This is a genomic window from Janthinobacterium psychrotolerans (assembly GCF_001677885.1).
Lineage (GTDB): Bacteria > Pseudomonadota > Gammaproteobacteria > Burkholderiales > Burkholderiaceae_D > Janthinobacterium > Janthinobacterium psychrotolerans.
Genome location: NZ_LOCQ01000058.1, coordinates 218,812 through 238,536, shown reverse-complemented (window position 1 = coordinate 238,536; position 19,725 = coordinate 218,812). Strand labels below are relative to the sequence as shown.

Genomic DNA, 19,725 nt, shown 5'->3' with positions numbered 1-19,725 from the left:
AAAAGGAGACGATATGGACTTTACTTTCAACCAGGAACAGCAGCAGTTTGCCGATGCGCTGCGGCGCTGGGCCGACAAGGATTACCGCTTCGAGGCGCGCCAGGCCATCATGCACTCCGATAGCGGCGTGTCCGACGCCGCCTGGGCCACTTTGACCGAGCTGGGCATGACAGCCTTGCCGCTGCCGGGAGAGCAGGGCGGCTTTGACGGCACGGCCGTCGACATGCTTCTCGTCATGCAGGAACTGGGCCGCGCGCTGGTGATCGAGCCGTACTTCGCCACCGTGTTTGGCGCGCAATTTTTAAAGCTGTCCGGCAGCCACGGCGATGTGCTGCGGCAAGTTGCCGACGGCGGCGTCAAGCTCGCCTGCGCGCTCGGCGAAGCACAGTCGCGCCACGACCTGCACGATATCGCCACCACCGCCACGCGCAGCGGCGACGGCTTTGTGCTCGACGGCACGAAAACCGTGGTGATTCACGGTGCGCAAGCCGCTTATCTGATCGTCTCGGCGCGCAGCAGCGGCGAACAGCGCGGCACGGACGGCATTTCGCTGTTCCTGGTGCCGTTTGATGCGCCCGGTGTGACCGTGCGCGACTACCGCACCATCGACGGCCAGCGCGCCGCCACCGTGACCCTGGTGCAAGTGGTGCTGGGCAGCGATGCGCTGATCGGCGACGCCGGCAATGGCTGGGATGTGCTTGACGCAGCGACCGATTATGGTGTGACCCTGTTGTGCGCCGAAGCCGTCGGCGCCATGGACGCCATCTTTGCCGCCACCCTGGAATACCTGAAAACGCGCCAGCAGTTCGGCGCGCCGATCGGCAAGTTCCAGGCCTTGCAGCACCGCATGGCCGATATGTTCATCCACCTGGAACAGGCGCGCTCGATGGCCATGCTGGCGGCCGCCAAGGTCGATACCGCAGAGCCTGTGGAACGGCGCCGCATCGTTTCGGCCGCCAAAGCCAGGGTGGGGCAGGCGGCGACCTTTGTCGGCCAGCAAGCCGTGCAATTACATGGCGGCATGGGCGTGACCGACGAATTGCCTGCCGCCCACCACTTCAAGCGCCTGACCATGATCGGCCTGAGCCTGGGAGACGCCGGGCATCATATCGAGCGCTTTATCGCCCAGCCGGGCTTTTTGCCATCGGAGCATGCATGAGTACCACACCACAGAGCTACCGCTACTTCGAGGACTTCACGGCCGGCCAGGAAATTTTCCTGGGCCAGCGCCATGTGACGGAAGCAGAAATCATCGCCTTTGCGCTTGATTTCGACCCGCAGCCGTTTCATGTCGACCACGACGCGGCGGCACAGACCATCTTCCAGGGCGTGATCGCCAGCGGCTGGCATACCTGCGCCATGATGATGCGCCTGGTGGTCGACAAGCTGCTGAAGCATTCGTCGAGCATGGGCTCGCCGGGCCTCGACAGCGTGCGCTGGTTGAAACCCGTGCGCGCCGGCGACACGCTGAACCTGGTCTACCAGGTCAGGGAAGTGCGCGCCTCGACTTCCAAACCCGACCGCGGCATCGTCATATCGATCTGGTGCGTGAGCAACCAGCATGGCGAAGTGGTGGCCACCGTGGAAGGCATGGGCATGTTTGGCCGCCGCCCGGCCGGCGAGGCGGCCTGATGCGCGAGATCGCCGGCATCGCCGGCTTTCAGGCCCTGGCCGGCCAGCATGTGGCCATTTCCGAGTGGATCACCATCACCCAGCAGCGCATCGACACCTTTGCCGACGCTACCTCCGACCATCAGTGGATACATGTCGATGCCGAACGCTGCGCGCGCGAGTCGCCCTACGGCGGCACCGTGGCGCACGGTTTCTTGACCCTGTCGCTGCTGCCGGCCATGCTGCAAAACGCGCTCGACATGGCGGGCATCGGCATGGCCATCAACTACGGCCTGAACAAGGTGCGCTTCCCGGCGCCGGTGCCGGTCGGCAGCCGCCTGCGTGCGCGGCTTGATATTGTGTCGGTCGATGCCTTGGCCGAAGGCGCCCAGGTGAGCTGGGCGGTGACGATGGAGCGCGAGGGGGATGTGAAGCCGGTGTGCGTGGCGGAGTTTTTGATGCGCTGCTACCCCTGATGCAGCTTAGAAGAAGACGGCGGTACGCGCAATGATCGCCCCCGTATTGCCATACGGCTGGGTCGCCCGCACCGAACCCGTGTTGGCGATGCCATCGTCGAGCTTGCTGTCGATCTGTTCGGCATAGCCTTCGGGCAGGTTGTCGAAGCGGATGCCGTTGCCGGCGCGGCCGGCCACTTCGTCGTTGTACAGGTAGACGGCGCCGCCCTGGGCGCTGGTCATGAAGTCGCTGGTGCCGTTGAAGGAACCGGTGATAAAACCACCGAGCGCCAGGTGTTGCGGGGCGAGGGTGAATTCGCGCGGCTGGCCATCACCGATCTGGCCGTCGCCGTTGCCATTGCCGGCCGAGTTAGGCACATGCAAGGTGCCTTGCAGGTCGTCGCCGGGCAGGGCACGGAACTTGTCCTGGTAGGCGTTGACGGCGGCCGTCAGCGAGTTCGATTGCTGGATAATGTTCTTCACCTTGGCGCTGTCGATCAGGCCCTGGCCTTTCAGCACGCCACCGAGCAGCAGGCCGATAATGACCAGGACGATGGCGATTTCTACGAGCGTGAAGCCTTGCTGGCGGTGTGGTGGCATGGGTGTTCCTTGTTATTGCGCCGCCCGTTGATGTGCGGGCGGCTGGTGGTGAAGTTTACTGTAAATGCGTGTTGCCGGGAATCGCGATTTTCTTTCTTGCAGCCATTTCCTCCAGCCTGCGGCTCATAAAGGCCAGCTCATGCGGATCGCTGATCTGCCCGCTGGCGATCAGCCCGCCGAGGACGATCTGCGCGCTCTCGAACTGGTCCATGTCTTCCAGCACAAACGCTTCCATCTGCCGCACCCAGGCCGGCACGTCCTTGCCCGTCGCCTGCAGGCGCAGCTGGCGCGCCAGCTGCAAGGCCAGCGGCAGGTCGTGCAGCTGGTGTTTTGCCACCAGGGCCGCTTGCGCCATCGCCGGCCAGCGGCGCGCCGGGTCAGCGGCAAAGCTGGTGCTGACGAACCGCAGCATGCGGCGCGCGCGTACCGGGTCGGCGGCCCCTGCATAGACTTCGCTGGCGGCCACCAGCGCATAGCGGCTGCGCGAGTCCAGCAGCTGCGCCGTGTCCAGCCAGAGCGCCAGATTGTCGTAGTCCAGCGCGCGCCACGGCAGGCCGACACCGGCTTGATCCTCGAACGATTGCAGGTACAGCAACATGGCTTTCGACATGGCCTGCGGCTCGCCCAGACTGGCCAGCCGAGCGATGGCCGCCGGCAGTGGTGGCGGCAAGGGCCGCGCCTGCGGTGGCGCTTGCCGCTGCGCCAGTTGCCAGCCCAGCTGCAGCAGCAGGGCCAGGACCAGGGCCAGCCATAGCGGGCGCGGCACGGCGGACAATGGTTTCGGCTGCATCAAAAACTCTTGCGATAAAAGTCGCACAGCGCGCAGACCGCCAGCAGGCCGACGTAGATCGCCGTTTGCGCGGCCACCAGGCCCAGCGCCTGCCAGTTGCCGGTGGCATATAAAAGCCATTCGCTGCTTGTAAAATGGTCCAGGTTCGGCAGCAGCAGGGCCAGCGTGTCGATGGCGTGGGCGATGGCTTGCCGGCTGCCATCGTGTGCAGCCGTGCCATGCGCCAGCAGTTGCAGGCTGCCCACGCCGCGCGCCAGCACATAAAAGCCGGCGCTGGCCGCCAGGGCAGGCAGCGCATGCGGCAAACTCAGCGCGCATAGCAGGCTGAAGGCGGCCATGATCCACAGTTCACCGAGCAGCGAGATGGCCCACAGCGCGCTTTGCGCGGGCGCTGCCCACAGGGCCGTCAGCAAGCCGAACAGCAGCGCCGGCAGCAGGGCCAGCGCACCGAAGCCGGCCAGCTTGCCCAGCACATACACGGCGCGCGGCATGGCCAGTGCAAGCAGCAGTTCCTGGCCCTTGTCGGCCGCTTCGCGCGCCAGGCTGGTCACGACAAAGCTGACCAGCAGAAATACGGCCACCAGGCGCAGCAAGGCCGAGACGATGGCCGCCTGCGTGGCGCCGCTTTCCGTCAGCGCCAGTTGCTGCAGGAAAGCGGCCAGCGCCAGCCCGGCACAGCCGGCCAGGACGAACAGCCAGGGCAGCTTGCTGCGCAGCGCTTCGAGCAGCGTATAGCGTGCAATCATGAGGCCGGGGCGCCACATCAGCGCGGCAACCTTTGCGCCGCCACCATGCGGTTGAACAGGATATTGGGCGAGAGCCAGCTGACGATATCGTCATAGCTGCCGCCGGCTTGCCGGCCTTCGCTGGCGGCGCGGCTGATAAAGATATTGTTGCTGACCGCATTGCTGCGTTCGTCGACATTATTACCCTGCGCGCCAGCATGGCGCTGGCCCTGTTCGCTGATGGCGCCAAAGCCGTTCTTGCCATGCGACATGATCATCGCGGGAATATCGTTCAGGGCGCTCGCTTGCACCAGCGCGCCGCCATTGCGCGTGACGATGCTGATATCGCGCGGCGTGTTCAGTGAAAACAACTGCTCGCTGTCGCTGAAGGCCGGTGTCACGCTGTAGCGGAACAGATTGTTCCAGCTGTCGCTCTTGCGCAAGCCCAGTGTCGCCCAAGGCAGGATGCCAACCCGTTTTTCGCCGTTGCAGCGCGCGCCGCGCCGGTCTTCCAGGCCGTTCATGCTGGAGACGGCCGGACAGGGCAGGTAGCCGTGCAGCACGGCGAAACCGGCCAGCGCCTCTTTGGCCTCGTCGAGTGCTTTTTGCGTTTCAGTCACTTTGCGCTGCTCCAGCTGCACGCTCAAAGGCGTGACCAGGCCGCCTATCATCAGGCCGACGATGACCAGCACGATGGCGATCTCGATCAGGCTGAAGCCGTCCTGGCGGCGCGGGTGAAAACGAGGTGTCATGGCAAGGTCCGCGCCGCGCGCATGCGCTGGTACAAAGCCGGCAAGGTGATCCAGGCCAGCATGTCGTCCGCGGTATTGCCGGTCACAAATGAAGTCGTGGCGACATCATTGGCGGCCTCATCGATACTGCCGCGTCCGCTCTTGGCCAGTTTGATGCCGCTGGGCGCCGTGCCGTCGCCTTCCTTGCCTTGCGAAAAGATGACGACGGGCAGGCATTGCGCGCTGACATCGCACTGGGCCTGGCCTGCCACATAAGCCAGCTCGCCTTGCGCCTTGCGCCGCAGCACCACGCGGTTGGCCACGGCGGAGACCGACGCGATGGGGGCGCGTGACATTTCCGGCGTCACGCTGTAGCGCAAGACCTTGCCCCAGGCGTCCAGGCCGGCCACGCCCAGCGCCACCCATGGCAGGTAGCCGCTGCAGTCCGCGTCACTGGCGCACTCGTCCTTGCGTTCGCGGCCATCGACGGCCGAGCCGGCCGGGCGTGGCAGGCGGCCGTTGGCGGCGGCAAAACCGATCAGCGCTTCGCGCGCCTGCGCCAAGGCGGTCAGCGTACGCTGCTGGCGTGCCGTTTCGGCGCCATTGCGGCTGAAGGCGTTCATCAGCAGCGACGCCGCTCCCAGGCCCAGCACGGCTACCAGCAGCAGCAGGGCCGCACCACCTTGCGGATTCATAGCCTGCGCGCGCTTCATGGCCGCGCTTCCATCACCGTGCCGCTGGCCGGGTCGTATTGCTGGCCAGGCTTGAGCACCACCACCTGGCCATTATTGAGGCGCAGTGTCAGCTGCCCGTCGTGCATCAGCTGGTTATGCGGTTCCTGCTGCGGCGCCTGGTTCAGCCACGCGGTGGAGCGGCCGCTGCTGCGCTGGACCAGGCCATTGAGTTCCACGGGCGGACCGGGCGGCGGCGGTGGCGGTGGTGCCGGAAGTGCCTGAGTCGTACTGGCCGGCGGCGTGCCGCTGCGCACCGCGTCGAGCTGGCTCCTTTCCTCGGGCGAGGAAAACAGCCGCCCCAGCTGCGGTGGCTGCGCCTGGGCAAGGCCTGCCACGGCGCAGCACAGGAGTAGCCAGGCGCGCTTCATGGCTGTCCCTGCACGGCAAGCGGCCGGTTGCCCAGCGTCAGCCACAGCAGGGTGCAATCGGCGCTCAGGCTGGCGGTCTGGCCAGCGCTGGCGGCGGCGCCGCCACGCTTGAGGGCACAATCCTGCACGGCAAAATAGCCGGACTGGCGCAAGTCGTCAAAAAAGTTCAGCAGATCCATTTCGTGCAGCAAATCCATGTGGAGCTGCATTTTACTGCCCCGCAGCTGGTACTGGCCCATGGTCAGGGGCAGCGGCACCTTGAGCACCTGCTGGGCGTTGATCTCATAGCTGAGCGGCAGCAGATGGCGCTGTTGCTGAATCAGCCGTATCGCGTCGATCCAGGCCAGGCGGTTTTCCTCGCCGATCAGGCCGCGCCGTTGCAAGGCCCGGAAGCGCGGCGCAAAGGCGCGGATTTCCAGCTTTTCCGTTTCCACCTGGTTGAAGCGGGCGGCGGCGGCGCGGCGCTCCTTTTGCGCCAGATCGAGCCGCTGGGCTTGCCGGTCGCGGTAATCGCTGGCCAGCTGCAGGGCGAGCAAACTCAGCAGCAAGGTCGCCGCGCAGCACAGCAGGGCGCGCCGCACCAGATGCAGTTCGCCCAGCCAGGTCGGCAGCGCACGCGTGGCGGCGGGCTTTTTCATGCCCGGGGTAAAAGATGGCTTCATGGCTGCCACACCAGCAGCACGGTAAAGCGGGCCTGGCCGTCTTGCGCCGGCGACGCGCTCTTGCCAGCCAGGGTGGCGCTGGGGCGCAAGTCCAGCGGCGCTTCCTCGATCGCCACCACCAGGCGCGGGTTGCGCGCCAGCGACTGGGCAAACGCCGTGATGGCGGCCAGGGCGCCACGGTAATCATTGCCCGGCATATCGACGTCAAGCTCCAGGCGCAAGGCCTGCGGCGGCGCGGACGGGATGCCGGCGTCCAGGCTGGTTGGCACTGCGGCATGGGCCTGGCTGGTCTGGGCAGGCGGCGGCTGCGAGCCGCTTGCGCGGTCCGGCGGCGGGCCGGCATTCCAGTGCAATTGCGCCAGTTTTACTTGCGGCGCCTGGCCGAGCGCGGCGCTCAGCAGGGACAGCAAGCGGCCAGGTTCGGGCGCCTGCGTGGCGATCATGTGTTCCAGCGTCACGGCGGCCTTCATGTTTTGGGTTTTCGCCGGCGCCGGCGGCAGGCTGGCCATCACGTTGCGGTAGCGCTGCTGGTAGACGGCCGTTTCCTGCTGCAATTGCGCCAGGCCCGCTTCATCGTCCAGCCCGCCCAGCAGCATGGCCGCGCACCACAGCAGAGCCGAGGCGCCGATCAGCGCGCTGGAGCCATATAGCGCCTTGCGCGCGCGCTGGTAATGGTAATAGCGGGCCAGGCCGCCGGGCGGGTAATGGCTGGCGGGCGGATGCCTGGCCAGCAGGGTCAGCAGCAACTGGTCGGCCAGTTCAGGCGTGTGCCGCAGGCCCACCCTTGCGCTGGCGAACTGCATGTCGATAAAGTGATACGCCACTTCCACGCCGTTATCGCACAGCAATTCGAGTCTGGGAATTTGCGCTTGCGGCGCCAGGATCACGGTGTTGAGCACATCGCCGCGCTCGAGCATGCGCGTGCTGGTGAGAAACTGCCGGGTTTTTTCCGTCTCCAGCGCAATATTGACGGCCACGCCGTCGAGCGCGATGGCCGCCGTCTGGCGTGAAAAGCGCAGCTGGCCGCCTGCATAATAACTTTGCCGCAAGCCGCCAGACTGTTGCGTCACCAGCAACAGGTGGCCATGTGCGAGCGCCAGCTGTTTTACCAGCGCGATGCCGAGCAGGCTGGCCGAATACAGCCCCGCCACAGGTATTTGCAGTTGTTCCAGCAGTTCCGTCCACGGTTGCAGCAGGGAAGGATTGGTCAGCGCAAAGAACAGCATCTGGTCATCGTGGCGGCCGGCGCTGTCGCGGCCCAGCACGGTGCTGCCGCGATAGGGCGTGTCGCGGTAGAGCTGTCCCAGGCGCCGCGCCAGCAGGTCGCGCCCGGCCTTGCCGCGCACATGGGGCAGCAGCTGGCGCTGGAAGTCTTCCTCGATCAGGTCGGCCAGCAGATAGGCGGGCACGTCCCGGCGCTGTTCGGCAGGGTCTTCCAGCCAGGCGGCAAACGCCTCCAGTCCTGCCGCGCTCGCATCAAAAGCCTGGCCCGCGCCCAGTTCTCCGTGGCGCCAGTCATAGGCGCACAGATGGTCACTGCTTATGTAGAACAATTGTTTGCGGAACACGGCGGTCTCGGTTTCAGGTCAGGTTTTGATGGTGCTGATGGTGTCGTAAATCGGCCCCAGTACCGACAGCATGATCCAGCCCAGCAGCAGACCCAGGATCACGGTCATGGCTGGCTCTATCATGGACTGCGCTTTCTCGATCAATTCCTTCACTTCGCGATTGTAGAAATAGCTGACGTTGCGCAAGGCCGTGTCGAGCGAACCGGTCGCTTCGCCCACTTTCAGCATGCGGATCACCAGCGGCGGGAAAATGCCCGTGTGCTGGAAGGCGCTGGTCACGCCATGGCCTTCGGCAATCAGCTGGGCCGCGCGGCGCAGGCCGGCCGCCACCACCCGGTTGCCGGCGATGCCTTCGGACAAGCGGATGCACTCGAGGATGGTGATGCCCGAGGCGTACATCAGCGCAAAAAAAGTGGCGAAACGGGCCAGGATGATTTTATGCAGCACCGGCCCGACCAGCCACAGCCGCAACTTGACGCCGTCGAACAGGTAGCGCGCCGCCTCGCTGCGCTTGAGCCAGGCTCGCAGGCCCACGTAGCCGACCAGTGGCAGGGCCAGCAGCGCGGCCCAGTAATCGATAAAGATATTCGACACGACAATCAGCGCGCGCGTATGCAGCGGCAATTCGCCGCCCATGTTGCGGATAAACGCCGTCAGTTGCGGCACCAGGTAGATCATCAGGAAAAATGTGACGGCGGCCACCACGATGGCAACGACCACCGGATACATGATGATCTTGCGTGTCTGCGATGCGAGTTCGTCCTGCCATTTCAGGCTTTCCGACAAATTCCTGAACACCTCGGCGATCCTGCCACTCTGCTCGCCGGCAAGGATCAGGCTGGTGAACGTGGCGTCGAAAATGTCGCCATGCTGGGCCAGCGCGCCAGAGAGCGGCAGGCCGCCTTCGATGCTTTCGATCAGGTCGGTCACCACTTCGCGCAGGCGCGGGTGATCGGTGCTTTCACGCAGATCGTTCAGGCCATCGAGGATGGGCACGCCGGCGCCCGTCAGCTGCTCCATATGGAAACAGAAGTTGATCAGGTCGCGCCGCTGGATCACGCGCTTGCCGAACAGCACCAGATGCTGGCCCGTCAGCTTGCAGTCGATCAAATCGAGCTGCATGCGGTGCAGCCGCGCTTCGAGGTCCGGCACATTGGCCGCTTCCATGCTGCCGGGAATCAGTTCCCCAGCGGCATCCATGGCCCGATAAACGTATTGCGCCATCAGGCCAGCCTGTCCGTCAGGTCGACCACGCGCGCCACCTCTTCCAGGGTGGTGGTGCCGTCGCGCACGCGGCGCAGGCCATCGTCGACCAGTGAGTGAAAGCCGCCGGCGCGCGCCGTGCTTTTCAGTTCGCGCAGGCTGGCGCGGCGCGATGTCAGCTCATCGAGTTCCGGCGTCATTTTCAGCAATTCCATGATCGCCAGGCGGCCCTTGTAGCCCTGGTGGGCGCAGCGCTCGCAGCCGACCGCATGGCAGACCTGGGCCGGCGGGTCTTCCTGCCCCAGGCCCAGCAAGCGCCGTTCGATGTCGTCGGCCACCACGCTTTGCTTGCAATGCGTGCACAGTTTGCGCACCAGGCGCTGGGCGATAATGCCGATGATATTGCCGGCCATAATGTCGGGCAGCACGCCGATATCGAGCAGGCGCGGCAGCGAACCGATGGCCGAATTGGTGTGCAGGGTGGAATACACCTGGTGGCCTGTCATGGCGGCGGCAAACGCCATCTCGGCCGTTTCGCGGTCGCGGATCTCGCCCACCAGGATGATGTCGGGGTCCTGCCGCATCATCGAACGGATGCCGTCGGCAAAGCCCAGTTTCACCGATTCGTTGACGGAAGTCTGCCGTATCATGTTCATCGGATACTCGACCGGGTCTTCGAGCGTCATGATGTTGACGCTTTCCGTGTTGATATGGTTGATGATCGAATACAAGGTGGTGGTCTTGCCGCTGCCGGTCGGGCCGGTCACCAGGATCACGCCGTCGGGGCGCGCGATCATCAGTTTCAGCAGGTTCAGCTCGCGCTCGGCCAGCCCCAGCGAATCGAGCGGCACGATGCCTTTTTGCCGGTCCAGCACGCGCAGCACGAAGTTTTCACCATGCGTGGTCGGTTGCGCCGAGGCGCGGAAATCGATTTGCCGGCCCGAAAAACGGATCGAGATGCGTCCATCCTGCGGCGCGCGCGCTTCGGCGATATTCATGTTCGAGATCACCTTCAGGCGTACCGCCATGGCCGGCCAGTACGATTTGTGCAGGCTGCGGATCTGGCGCAGGATGCCGTCGATGCGGTAGCGGATGCGCAGGAACGACTGTTCCGGCTCGAAATGGATGTCCGAGGCGCCGTTCTGCACCGCGTCGGCCAGCAGCGCGTCGATCAGGCGCACCATGGGCTGGCTGTATTCGTCGGACGGCGAGGCCATGCTCTGGTAATTGACTTCGCCCGTTTCGATCTCGTGCAGGATGCCGTCGATCGACAGCTCGAAACCGTAGTACTGGTCGATGGCGCGCGAAATATCCGATTCGTTGACCAGCACGGTGGAAATCGTGATGCCCTTGACCAGCATGGCGCTGATCTGGTCGAGCGCAACGATATTGCTGGTGTCGGCCATGGCCAGTATCAGGTTGTCGCTCTGCCGCTCATAGACGATGGGAAACACACGATAGCGCTTGGCCACTTCCTTGGGAATCAGCTTTAATGCGATCGCGTCCACCACCAGGCTAGCCAGGTCGGCGCTTTCCTGTTTCAGGTTTTCGCTCAGCGCCATGCGCACGGTCGCTTCCGTGACAAAACCGAGCGAGATCAACAGCTTGCCCAGCGGCTCGTTGCTGCGTTTTTGTTCGATCAGCGCGATGCGCAACTGGTCTTCGCTGATCACGCCTTTCTTGATCAGCAATTTGCCCAGCGGAAGTTTCGTTTGTTCTGCCATGCGCTGCTTATTCCTTGATGATCACGATGCCCGCGTCGGCCGGCGCGCCCAGTTCGGCCAGCCTTTGCTGCGCGCCGGCGCGGTCAAATGCAGCCGGGGTCGTCTGCGCCAGACTCAGGGCGCGCTGGTAATAGGTGGCGGCCAGGCGGGGCTGGTTCAGCCGGTCCAGGCCGACCGCCAGGTTGAACGCATAGTCGGCATTGCCGGGCACGGCGCTGTAGGCGCGGAAAAATTGCTGCTGCGCTTCGGACCAGCGGCGTTGCTGGGCGTAGACATTGCCGAGGGCGAACAGCACCGGGCCGCTTTCGGGCGTGCGCGCCAGGATGGCTTTCAAGCGCGATTCGCTTTGCGCCAGGTCGCCCTGGCGCAGGCCGATCAGGCCGGCGACCGCCACGCCATCGTCCGGGTTGATCTCCAGCAAGCGCAGATACAGCGAGGCCGCCTGCGCCCCCTGTTGGTCTTGCTGAGCCACCGCCGCCAGGCCCAGCAGGGCGTCGCGGTTGACGGGGTCCTGCTGCAGCACGGCTTCGTATTGCTGGCGCGCAGCGCCCAGCTGCCCGCTGGCCAGCGCCTGGTAGGCTTGCTGCACGCCGGGATTGATCTGCGGTGTGGCATTGTTGCGCACCACCTGGATCTGCTGGTTGTGGGGCGCGGTCACCGGCGGCAGCGCAGGCGGGGCAGGTGGCGGCATCTGCGCCAGCTGCGCCGCCACCGCCTGCTGCACGGCGGCCTGTATCATCGCCTGCTGTTCGGCCGCGCTGCTGGCCTGCCGCTGGTCGCGGCGAGGTTCCGGCACGGCCTCGCTGAATTGTTCCGGCGCCGCCGCAGCGCCGGCCGGCGGCACGATCACCATCGGCCCGGCATTGCCGACCGTGCCCGGTGCGTCGGTCAGCGGCATCGGCACGCCGGGCAGGTTGGCGCCTGCGCCGGGGCTGCTGCTGGCGCGCCAGTACCAATAGGCCATGGCGCACACCACCAGCAGCAGGATGCCCAGCAACACCACTAGCCGCACGGTGGCCGGGTCGACGCTGACCGGGGCGCGCGGCGGCGTGCGCTTGCGGCTGGCGCCGGAAGGGGGGGGAGCCGGTGCCGGGCGGGGCTTGGGCTGCGGCGTTTCGGCCTGCGGCGGGGACGGTGCGGCTGGCGGCTCCGGCGTGGCAGCCGGCGCGCCGTTCAACGGTTCCAGGCTCAGCCCGGAGGTAAATTCCGGCACCGGCGGGATCGCTGCGGGCGGCGCCAAAGGCGCGTCGGCCGGCGCCAGTTCCAGCACCTGGTCATAGGCCTCGGACGGTTTGTCCTGCTCTTCTTCGTGCAGGCTGTTCTGTTTTGCGCGCTCGGCTTTCTTGAGCGCCTGCATCAGCAAGCTCATGGGGCTTCTCCTTGCACCCTGGCCACCGGGGTTTCCGTGTAAGGCTGGCTGTTCATTGGCGCCTGGCCGGGCAGCAGGTAGCGGTAGTCGCGGAAATCGCCTTCGATGCTGGCGTCCTTGACCACCACCGGGCGCATGAAGATCACCAGTTCCGTCTTGGTGCTCGCTTCATTGCGGTAAGTGAACAGATTGCCGACCACGGGCAGGCTGGACAGGCCCGGCACGCCATCCCTGGTATTGTCGACGGAGTCCTGCATCAGGCCGCCCATCACGGCGATCTGGCCGCTGTCGACCTTCATGATCGATTCCAGTTCGCGCGCCTGTATCACCGGCACGCGGCTTTGCACATTGGCCGTGGCCAGCGCCGGGTTCGGGTCCTGCACATAGCCGACGATGCGCGTGATGGTGGGGCGCACATTGAGGGTGACCACGTCGCTGTCGGAAATTTGCGGCGTCACACTCATCACGAAGCCGACCGGCACCGTTTCCAGCTTCGATTCATAGGTGGCCGGCGTGGTGATGGTGCCGGTCGAGCTGATCACGGCGGGCGTGACCTTGATGGTAAAGAAGACGTTGTTGTCGACCACTTTCAGCATCGCCGTCTGGTTGTTCAGCACGCTGATCTTGGGGCTGGACAGCACTTTCACCTTGCCGAACGATTCGAGCAGCTGGATGGTGGTGGAGAAACTGTCCTTCAGATAGTTCAGCACGAAGATGCCCGGCGTGGCGCCGGGCGTGACGGCGCTGGGCAGGGCCAGGTTGCCGACCTGGCCCTGGTTCAGGCGCAGGCTGCCCGTCAGGCGCGACCAGTTGATGCCCTGCTGGTATTCGCGGTTCAGCCGCACTTCCATGATGGTCGCCTCGATCAGCACCTGCCGCTTGGCGCTGCTGGTGACCAGGTCGAGAAATTCACGGATTTTTTCATGCTGGCGCCCGGTGGCGCGCACGGCGATCAGGCCGCCTTCGGTATTGACCACCACCGACGACGACGCGCCCTTGTTGGCCAGTTTCAGCAGCGGCAGGCCATTGGCGTCGAGCTGCGCCGCATTGTTATTGGCGGCCGTGTTCCGGTTGGGGGCCTGGCCCTGCGGCATGGCCGGCACTGGCGGCATCTGCGTGCCGTACTGGCCCGGCGGCAACGCCGCGGGATTGCCGCCAGGGTTCTGGCTGCCTTGCTGGCCCAAGGTTTGTCCTTGTCCTTGTCCTTGTCCTGGCGCCTGGCCCTGCATGGCCGTCAGTTGCTGGTTCAGCTGCGCCAGCGGGTCGGCCAGCGGATCGTTGAGCGTGGTCTCGCGCAGCAGGTCGCGGATATTCTTTTCCAGGCTGTACCAGAAATTGTTTTCCGAGCGGTTCACTACCAGGGTGGTGGAATTGTTGTTGCCATTGCCGCCGCTGCCCTGATTGCCGCTGGTGCCGGTGTTGCCAGCGCTGCTGCCGGCGCCGCCGCCCGCCGTGGAAATCTGCGTGGCGATATTGACGCTGCTGTTGGTGCTGCGCGCCATGTTCACGTAATCGATCTTGTAATTGCGCCAGACCGGCGCGTCCGGCATGACCAGCAGATTCTTGCCGTCGATTTCATAGCGCATGTCCACCTGGTTGCTGATACGTGACAGCAATTGCGGCAGGGTCTGGTTCAAGGCGTTGAGCGTGACATTGCCCGCGATGTCCGGGTGGATGTCGATATTCATGCCGGCGTCGCGCGCCAGTGCAAACAGCAGCGACTGCACCGGCACTTTGTGCACGGTGACGCTGTAGGTTTCGACCTTCGGCGCGGCCAGCGGCGCGGGCAGGGCGGCGCTTTGCCGCACCGGCTCGGGTATCGTTCCGGCAGGCCGTGGCGTTGCGCCGATATGCGCGGGCGACAGTGGCAGTTGTGGCGAGGCGCAGCCGGCAAGCAGGGCGCAGCAGGCCGCGGTGACGCAGGAAGCGAGCGCAGTAGAGGGGGTGGTCATGCGGCGTTCGCCCGTGAGGTCATGTTGTGCTTTTGTACTTTTATCCACCATGATCTCCTAAAAGCCACCGGGCCGCCAGCGCTTGCCGGCCGATCGGGAAAATAAACCACTTGTTGCCATGTTAATTCAGTTGTCAAATACGTCATTGCATGCTGCTTCATGCGTGTATGCAATTGAGAAAAGCCTGCTCCAGGCTGGCGTGCGGGCCGCCGCCGTGCAGCTGGCGGCATTGCGCCGGCGTGCCGACGAACACCATCCGGCCCTCGTGCAAGATCGCCATGCGGTCGCACAGCTCGTCGATGTCCAGCAGCGCATGCGAGGTGAGCAAGACCCCGCGGCCGTCGGTGCGCAATTGGCGCAGCGCCTGCTTGAACAGGGCGCGCGCCTGCGGGTCCAGCCCGCTCATCGGTTCATCGAGCACCAGTTGCTGTTTGCCCGACAGCAGGCAGGCGGCCAGTCCCAGCTTTTGCATCATGCCCTTGGAATAGCTGCGCGCCTGGCGCCGCAAGGCCTCCGGCGCCAGTTCCAGCGCGGCGCAGGCCCGCCTGGCGGCGCCTTCGTCCCACGCCACTTGCTGCAAGCCCAGCAGATAGCGCAAGAAATCGTGGCCGGAAAGGTAATACGGCGCCTGGAAACGTTCGGGCAAAAACGACAGCGGCGCGCGCGACGCGCTGTGCTGGTGGGCCTGGCCGAAGATGCTGATCTGGCCCGCGTCAAGCGTGCAGAAATCGAACAGGCAGTGCAGCAGGGTGGTCTTGCCGGCGCCATTCACGCCAGCCAGGCCGAACAGTTCGCCTGGCTTGAGCGCCAGGTCGACGCCGCGCAGCACAGGGTTGCCTTTCAACTGTTTATGCACGTTGTGGTAGCGGATGGCGCAGTCGCTCATGAGGGCAGGCAGAGGGGATCGGTCTTCATTATCGCCAAGGGCGCGTCCGCCCCGCAAGTGTTAGTTGGTGTTAGTTGGAACAGTGTTGGATTGCGTGGTGATCAAGCTGGCAAATAGTTTTTCTTTAAGAAACAACAGGTTCTGGAATAAAATGCCGGTGCAATACCAAGCCGTCAGGCGCGTGGGCGTCGAACCTGTTGAGGAGCAAGCATGGCAAGGCCAGAGAAAGTCCGGCTCGGGGAAATTTTGGTGCAGCAGAAGTTGCTGACGGAAGAACAGTTGGGCCTGGCCTTGACGGAACAGAAGCGTTCGGGCCGCAAGCTGGGCCGCGTGTTCATCGAGCATGGCTATGTGACGGAAGAGCAGATTTCCGGTGCGCTGGCGCGCCAGCTCGACATTCCCTACATCAACCTCAAGTTCTTCAATATCAACGCCGAACTGGTGCGCCTGCTGCCCGAAACGCAGGCCCGCCGCTTCCGCGCGCTGGTGCTGGAAGACCGCCGTGAAGGCTTGCTGGTGGGCATGTCCGACCCGACCGACCTGTTCGCTTACGACGAGATCGCGCGCCTGGTCAAGCGCAATATCGAGCTGGCGGTGGTCAACGAAACGGAAGTGCTGGCGGCGATCGACCGCATCTACCGCCGCACCGAAGATATTTCGACCCTGACGCGCGAGCTGGAGCAGGACCTGGGCGACGTTTCGGTCGACTTCGGCGCGCTGGCCGCCAATCCCGGCCTGGAAGAAGCGCCCATCGTCAAGCTGCTGCAATCGGTGTTCGACGACGCCACCCAGGTGCGCGCCTCGGACATCCATATCGAGCCGCAGGAAAGCCGGCTGCAGATCCGTTTCCGGATCGACGGCGTGCTGCACCTGCAGACCGAAGCCGATATCAAGATCGCGCCCTCGCTGGCGCTGCGCCTGAAACTGATGTCGGACCTCGATATTTCGGAAAAACGCTTGCCGCAGGACGGCCGCTTCGCCATCCGCGTAAAAAACCAGCGCATCGACGTGCGTATTTCGACCATGCCGACGCAATATGGCGAATCGGTGGTGATGCGGCTGCTGAACCAGGGCGGCACGGCGCTGCGCCTGGATGCGATCGGCATGCCGCCGGCGCTGGTGAAGAAATTTCGCGCCATCGTGCAGCGCCCGAACGGCCTGGTGCTGGTAACGGGCCCGACCGGTAGCGGCAAGACCACCACCCTGTATTGCGCGCTGGCCGAGCTCAATTCGGTGGAAAAAAAGCTGATCACGGTGGAAGACCCGGTCGAATACCGGCTGCCCGGCATCAACCAGGTACAGGTCAACGACAAGATCGAATTGAACTTCGCGCGCGTGCTGCGCTCGGCCCTGCGCCAGGACCCGGACATCGTGCTGGTGGGCGAGATGCGCGACCAGGAAACGGCCCAGATCGGCCTGCGCGCCGCGATGACCGGTCACCTGGTGTTGTCCACCTTGCACACCAATGACGCCGCCAGCACCCCGCTGCGGCTGATGGACATGGGCGTGCCGCGCTATATGGTGGGCAGCTCGCTGCAGGCTGTGCTGGCGCAGCGCCTGGTGCGCGTGATCTGCGAAAGCTGCACCACGCCCTATACGCCGACGCCGACCGAGGCCGAATGGCTGCGCATGGAACTGGGCGAACTGGTCGACCGCACCCAGTATCACCACGGCAAGGGCTGCTCGCACTGTAACGGCATGGGTTATCGCGGCCGTACCGGCGTGTATGAACTGCTGGAAATGACGCGTGAAGTGGTCGATGCCGCCAACCACGCCGACCCTTCGCACTTCCTGAAGGCGGCCAACGCCGAGATGGCCGGTGAAACCCTGCGCCGCCACGCGGTGCAACTGGTGGTCCAGGGCCGCACGACGATTTCCGAAGCGATGCGCATCAGCAACCAGAACGAGGAGTGACGTGCCGTTCTTTGCCTACAAAGCCCGTAGCGCCAGTGGCGAACTGCTGCAAGGCGTGATGGAGGGCGCCGACAGCGGCGCCGTGGCTAACCAGCTGATGGCTGGCGGCAGTACGCCGGTTGATATCGTGGAAACGAAGAAGGCGGTGACCACCAGCGGCGATATCAGCCTGTGGCAGCGTTTCTCGGAGAAAAAAGTCACTTCGATGGACGTGCAACTGTTCAGCCGGCAGATGTACACCCTGCTGAAAGCCGGCGTGCCCATCATGCGCGGCCTGGCCGGCCTGCAGGAGTCTGCCGTCAGCCCCGCCTTCGGCCGCGTCATCAAGGACATCCGCGAATCGCTCGACGCCGGGCGCGAACTGTCGGCCGCCATGGCGCGCCATCCGGCCGTGTTTACGCCTTTTTACCTGTCGATGGTGCGCGTGGGCGAAATGACGGGCCGCCTCGATGGCGTCTTCCTGCGCCTGTTCGATCATCTGGAGTTCGACCGCGACATGCGCGCGCGCGTCAAGTCGGCCACGCGGTATCCTACGTTCGTGATTGTCGCCATGATACTGGCGATGGCGGTCGTCAATATTTTCGTGATTCCCCAGTTTCAACAAGTGTTTGCCAGCTTCAAGGCTGAACTGCCATTGATGACGCGCATCCTGATCGGCACCTCGTCGTTTACCGTCAATTACTGGCCCGCCATGCTGGCCGTGATGGTGGCCGGGGTAGCCGGTTTCAAAGCATGGCTGCGCACGGTACCTGGCCGCTATAACTGGGACCGCTTGAAGTTGCGTTTTCCTCTCGCCGGCAAGATTTTACTCAAGGGCACCATGGCTCGCTTTGCGCGCAGTTTCGCCCTGTCCAGTTCCAGTGGCGTACCCATCGTGCAGGCGCTGACGGTGGTGTCGCAAACGGTCGACAACGCTTATTTATGTGCGCGCGTGGAGCAGATGCGCGATGGCGTCGAGCGCGGCGAGAGCATCTTGCGCACCTCGGTAGCGGCCGGCGTCTTCACGCCGGTGGTGCTGCAGATGATTGCGATTGGCGAAGAATCGGGTTCGCTCGATGAGCTGATGGATGAGATCGCCGCCATGTACGAGCGCGAAGTCGATTACGAACTGAAGACCTTGTCGGCTCAGATCGAACCCATTCTGATCACATTTTTGGGCGCCATGGTGCTGGTGCTGGCGCTGGGCATCTTCCTGCCGATCTGGGACCTGGGCCGCGTGGCCATGAACAAATGACAGGGCGTATGCCGATATCGCAGAAGCTGGTGCGCGGCCAGTGGGCAGGGCAGGGCTTTACCCTGTTCGAGTTGGCGGTGGTGGTGGCGGTGATCGGCATCCTCATCGTGGTACTGCTGAGCCGGGTGGCTTTTTACCGTGACGAGGCGGAGCGGCTAGCTTATGAGCAAACGCTCACTGCCTTGCGCACGGAAGTGCAGATGCAGACGTATGCCTTGATGATCGCCGGCCGGCCAAAGGAGATTCCTGCGCTGGCCGGCCAGAATCCCATGAACTGGCTGTCGCAGAAACCGGCCAATTATTTGGGAGAATTTTATTCCCCGGATGTAAAAAAACTTGTCACAGGCAATTGGTTTTTTGACAGGAGTGATGGAAAATTGGTATATTTGTTAAATCAAAGTAATACTTTTGATGCTAAGGGTTTCGACTTGCTGCAATTCAAGGTAAGCTTGTCGCAGGGAGCGGAAGTCGCGCTCGCCGGCGGTGCCGCAAAGGTTGAATTGGTGCTGCTGGTGAGCAAGAAAGTGCCGCAAAGTAGTCATTAGTATTTAAAATGCAAGCAGCTTGCTGTTTTTGGGTGAAACATTTACATGATTTTGGAGATCCGGATGAATAAGTCGTTACGCAGTTTCAAACAAGGTGCCCAAGCGGGTTTTACATTGATCGAACTGATCGTCGTTATCGTTATCCTGGGCATTCTGGCGGCGACCGCCATTCCCAAGTTTATCGACATGGGTACGCAGGCGCGCGTCGCCAGTGTCACTGCGGCGGAAGGTGCGTTGCGCGGCGGAGCTTCCCTGGCTCATGCACAATGGCTGGTGGGTGGAGGCAGCGCTCCTTCGATTACCATGGAAGGTGCGAACGTTGATATTACTGCGGGTTACCCGACTGCCGACACGATCGGCAATGCTGTGAATATGTCTGGCTATACGAATACCACAGCTGGCGTTTATGTGGTAGATGGACGTGCTACGTGCAGTGTCACCTATACTACAGCGACGACTGGCTTGCCGGGCATCGTGCGTAATATTGCTGGTTGCTAATAGCGCCAGAAGTATGCATTGAGAACAAATGTGCAGTACCCGCATGAATGGGGGCGCTGTGCAAAATGGAGCCCAACATGATTTTCGCTTGTTGGGCTTTTTTATGGGTGTCAGCGGACAGGCCCTGGCAGTTGAAGGTTAACGTTTTGGATTGCA

General features: G+C 63.8%; 20 protein-coding genes. 7 read left to right on the top strand and 13 right to left on the bottom strand.

Annotated elements, in window-relative coordinates:
* Window positions 1–13 precede the first annotated feature (13 nt).
* From ASR47_RS17945 to ASR47_RS17935, 3 genes are read left to right on the top strand one after another with little or no spacing between them, the layout of a single operon-like run.
* Window positions 14–1,159 carry an acyl-CoA dehydrogenase family protein gene (locus ASR47_RS17945; protein ID WP_065309143.1) on the top strand — a complete coding sequence of 382 codons (1,146 nt, stop codon included), beginning with the start codon at window positions 14–16 and terminating at the stop codon, window positions 1,157–1,159.
* Entirely contained in the window at window positions 1,156–1,632 is a 477-nt protein-coding gene (locus ASR47_RS17940; protein ID WP_065309142.1) for a MaoC family dehydratase, read from the top strand. The genes ASR47_RS17945 and ASR47_RS17940 overlap by 4 nt, the downstream gene beginning before the upstream one ends.
* A complete protein-coding gene (locus tag ASR47_RS17935) occupies window positions 1,632–2,087 on the top strand; it encodes a MaoC family dehydratase (protein ID WP_065309141.1) in 456 nt (151 codons plus the stop codon). The genes ASR47_RS17940 and ASR47_RS17935 overlap by 1 nt, the downstream gene beginning before the upstream one ends.
* Before the next feature lie 6 nt (window positions 2,088–2,093).
* Here ASR47_RS17935 and ASR47_RS17930 read toward each other — a convergent pair whose 3' ends face one another.
* The 13 genes from ASR47_RS17930 to ASR47_RS17870 form a co-directional block, all read right to left on the bottom strand.
* Window positions 2,094–2,666, bottom strand: coding sequence for a prepilin-type N-terminal cleavage/methylation domain-containing protein (locus ASR47_RS17930; RefSeq protein WP_065309140.1), 573 nt, complete (start codon window positions 2,664–2,666; stop codon window positions 2,094–2,096).
* Between the two features lie 55 nt (window positions 2,667–2,721).
* Complete coding sequence (locus ASR47_RS17925) at window positions 2,722–3,456, bottom strand: hypothetical protein (protein WP_065309139.1); 735 nt, start codon at window positions 3,454–3,456, stop codon at window positions 2,722–2,724.
* A complete protein-coding gene (locus ASR47_RS17920) occupies window positions 3,456–4,202 on the bottom strand; it encodes an ABC transporter permease (protein ID WP_245714395.1) in 747 nt (248 codons plus the stop codon). Before ASR47_RS17920 ends, ASR47_RS17925 begins: the two co-directional genes overlap by 1 nt.
* 17 nt (window positions 4,203–4,219) lie before the next feature.
* Window positions 4,220–4,933 carry a prepilin-type N-terminal cleavage/methylation domain-containing protein gene (locus ASR47_RS17915; RefSeq protein ID WP_065309137.1) on the bottom strand — a complete coding sequence of 238 codons (714 nt, stop codon included), beginning with the start codon at window positions 4,931–4,933 and terminating at the stop codon, window positions 4,220–4,222.
* The gene (locus ASR47_RS17910) at window positions 4,930–5,625 is read right to left on the bottom strand and encodes a hypothetical protein (protein ID WP_217270585.1); all 696 of its coding nucleotides are present in this window, start codon (window positions 5,623–5,625) and stop codon (window positions 4,930–4,932) included. The genes ASR47_RS17915 and ASR47_RS17910 overlap by 4 nt, the downstream gene beginning before the upstream one ends.
* Window positions 5,622–6,014, bottom strand: coding sequence for a hypothetical protein (locus ASR47_RS17905; protein ID WP_065309136.1), 393 nt, complete (start codon window positions 6,012–6,014; stop codon window positions 5,622–5,624). The genes ASR47_RS17910 and ASR47_RS17905 overlap by 4 nt, the downstream gene beginning before the upstream one ends.
* Window positions 6,011–6,676 (bottom strand): hypothetical protein, encoded by a 666-nt coding sequence (locus tag ASR47_RS17900; RefSeq protein ID WP_065309135.1) that lies wholly within the window; start codon window positions 6,674–6,676, stop codon window positions 6,011–6,013. Before ASR47_RS17900 ends, ASR47_RS17905 begins: the two co-directional genes overlap by 4 nt.
* A complete protein-coding gene (locus ASR47_RS17895) occupies window positions 6,673–8,244 on the bottom strand; it encodes a hypothetical protein (RefSeq protein WP_065309134.1) in 1,572 nt (523 codons plus the stop codon). The genes ASR47_RS17900 and ASR47_RS17895 overlap by 4 nt, the downstream gene beginning before the upstream one ends.
* Before the next feature lie 18 nt (window positions 8,245–8,262).
* Window positions 8,263–9,468 carry a type II secretion system F family protein gene (locus ASR47_RS17890; RefSeq protein WP_065309133.1) on the bottom strand — a complete coding sequence of 402 codons (1,206 nt, stop codon included), beginning with the start codon at window positions 9,466–9,468 and terminating at the stop codon, window positions 8,263–8,265.
* A complete protein-coding gene (locus ASR47_RS17885; RefSeq protein WP_065309132.1) occupies window positions 9,468–11,171 on the bottom strand; it encodes a GspE/PulE family protein in 1,704 nt (567 codons plus the stop codon). The genes ASR47_RS17890 and ASR47_RS17885 overlap by 1 nt, the downstream gene beginning before the upstream one ends.
* Window positions 11,172–11,178: 7 nt before the next feature.
* On the bottom strand, window positions 11,179–12,540 hold the full coding sequence (locus ASR47_RS17880; RefSeq protein WP_065309131.1) for a tetratricopeptide repeat protein: 1,362 nt from the start codon (window positions 12,538–12,540) through the stop codon (window positions 11,179–11,181).
* Entirely contained in the window at window positions 12,537–14,492 is a 1,956-nt protein-coding gene (locus ASR47_RS17875; RefSeq protein WP_065309130.1) for a type II secretion system protein GspD, read from the bottom strand. Before ASR47_RS17875 ends, ASR47_RS17880 begins: the two co-directional genes overlap by 4 nt.
* A 157-nt stretch (window positions 14,493–14,649) precedes the next feature.
* Entirely contained in the window at window positions 14,650–15,378 is a 729-nt protein-coding gene (locus ASR47_RS17870; protein ID WP_065309129.1) for an ABC transporter ATP-binding protein, read from the bottom strand.
* Window positions 15,379–15,588: 210 nt separating this feature from the next.
* On the opposite strand from ASR47_RS17870, the gene ASR47_RS17865 reads away from it, so the two are divergent.
* Genes ASR47_RS17865 through ASR47_RS28210 form a run of 4 tightly spaced genes read left to right on the top strand, consistent with a single transcriptional unit; the run spans window position 15,589 to window position 19,569 of the window.
* A complete protein-coding gene (locus ASR47_RS17865; RefSeq protein ID WP_065309128.1) occupies window positions 15,589–17,292 on the top strand; it encodes a GspE/PulE family protein in 1,704 nt (567 codons plus the stop codon).
* A gap of 1 nt (window position 17,293) precedes the next feature.
* On the top strand, window positions 17,294–18,526 hold the full coding sequence (locus ASR47_RS17860) for a type II secretion system F family protein (RefSeq protein WP_065309127.1): 1,233 nt from the start codon (window positions 17,294–17,296) through the stop codon (window positions 18,524–18,526).
* Window positions 18,527–18,534: 8 nt separating this feature from the next.
* Window positions 18,535–19,071, top strand: a complete 537-nt coding sequence (locus ASR47_RS17855; RefSeq protein WP_171898982.1) for a type II secretion system protein — start codon at window positions 18,535–18,537, stop codon at window positions 19,069–19,071.
* Between the two features lie 45 nt (window positions 19,072–19,116).
* Window positions 19,117–19,569 (top strand): type II secretion system protein, encoded by a 453-nt coding sequence (locus tag ASR47_RS28210; protein WP_082989002.1) that lies wholly within the window; start codon window positions 19,117–19,119, stop codon window positions 19,567–19,569.
* Window positions 19,570–19,725: the final 156 nt, after the last annotated feature.

Excerpts from the sequence above, each read along its gene's own strand:
- ASR47_RS17890 (WP_065309133.1), bottom strand. The coding sequence starts at position 9,468 with ATGGCGCAATACGTTTATCGGGCCATGGATGCCGCTGGGGAACTGATT.
- ASR47_RS17915 (WP_065309137.1), bottom strand. The coding sequence starts at position 4,933 with ATGACACCTCGTTTTCACCCGCGCCGCCAGGACGGCTTCAGCCTGATC.
- ASR47_RS17875 (WP_065309130.1), bottom strand. The coding sequence starts at position 14,492 with ATGACCACCCCCTCTACTGCGCTCGCTTCCTGCGTCACCGCGGCCTGC.
- ASR47_RS28210 (WP_082989002.1), top strand. The coding sequence starts at position 19,117 with ATGATTTTGGAGATCCGGATGAATAAGTCGTTACGCAGTTTCAAACAA.
- ASR47_RS17905 (WP_065309136.1), bottom strand. The coding sequence starts at position 6,014 with ATGAAGCGCGCCTGGCTACTCCTGTGCTGCGCCGTGGCAGGCCTTGCC.
- ASR47_RS17910 (WP_217270585.1), bottom strand. The coding sequence starts at position 5,625 with ATGAAGCGCGCGCAGGCTATGAATCCGCAAGGTGGTGCGGCCCTGCTG.
- ASR47_RS17920 (WP_245714395.1), bottom strand. The coding sequence starts at position 4,202 with ATGATTGCACGCTATACGCTGCTCGAAGCGCTGCGCAGCAAGCTGCCC.
- ASR47_RS17885 (WP_065309132.1), bottom strand. The coding sequence starts at position 11,171 with ATGGCAGAACAAACGAAACTTCCGCTGGGCAAATTGCTGATCAAGAAA.
- ASR47_RS17940 (WP_065309142.1), top strand. The coding sequence starts at position 1,156 with ATGAGTACCACACCACAGAGCTACCGCTACTTCGAGGACTTCACGGCC.
- ASR47_RS17945 (WP_065309143.1), top strand. The coding sequence starts at position 14 with ATGGACTTTACTTTCAACCAGGAACAGCAGCAGTTTGCCGATGCGCTG.
- ASR47_RS17855 (WP_171898982.1), top strand. The coding sequence starts at position 18,535 with ATGCCGATATCGCAGAAGCTGGTGCGCGGCCAGTGGGCAGGGCAGGGC.
- ASR47_RS17930 (WP_065309140.1), bottom strand. The coding sequence starts at position 2,666 with ATGCCACCACACCGCCAGCAAGGCTTCACGCTCGTAGAAATCGCCATC.
- ASR47_RS17870 (WP_065309129.1), bottom strand. The coding sequence starts at position 15,378 with ATGAGCGACTGCGCCATCCGCTACCACAACGTGCATAAACAGTTGAAA.
- ASR47_RS17900 (WP_065309135.1), bottom strand. The coding sequence starts at position 6,676 with ATGAAGCCATCTTTTACCCCGGGCATGAAAAAGCCCGCCGCCACGCGT.
- ASR47_RS17935 (WP_065309141.1), top strand. The coding sequence starts at position 1,632 with ATGCGCGAGATCGCCGGCATCGCCGGCTTTCAGGCCCTGGCCGGCCAG.
- ASR47_RS17865 (WP_065309128.1), top strand. The coding sequence starts at position 15,589 with ATGGCAAGGCCAGAGAAAGTCCGGCTCGGGGAAATTTTGGTGCAGCAG.
- ASR47_RS17880 (WP_065309131.1), bottom strand. The coding sequence starts at position 12,540 with ATGAGCTTGCTGATGCAGGCGCTCAAGAAAGCCGAGCGCGCAAAACAG.
- ASR47_RS17925 (WP_065309139.1), bottom strand. The coding sequence starts at position 3,456 with ATGCAGCCGAAACCATTGTCCGCCGTGCCGCGCCCGCTATGGCTGGCC.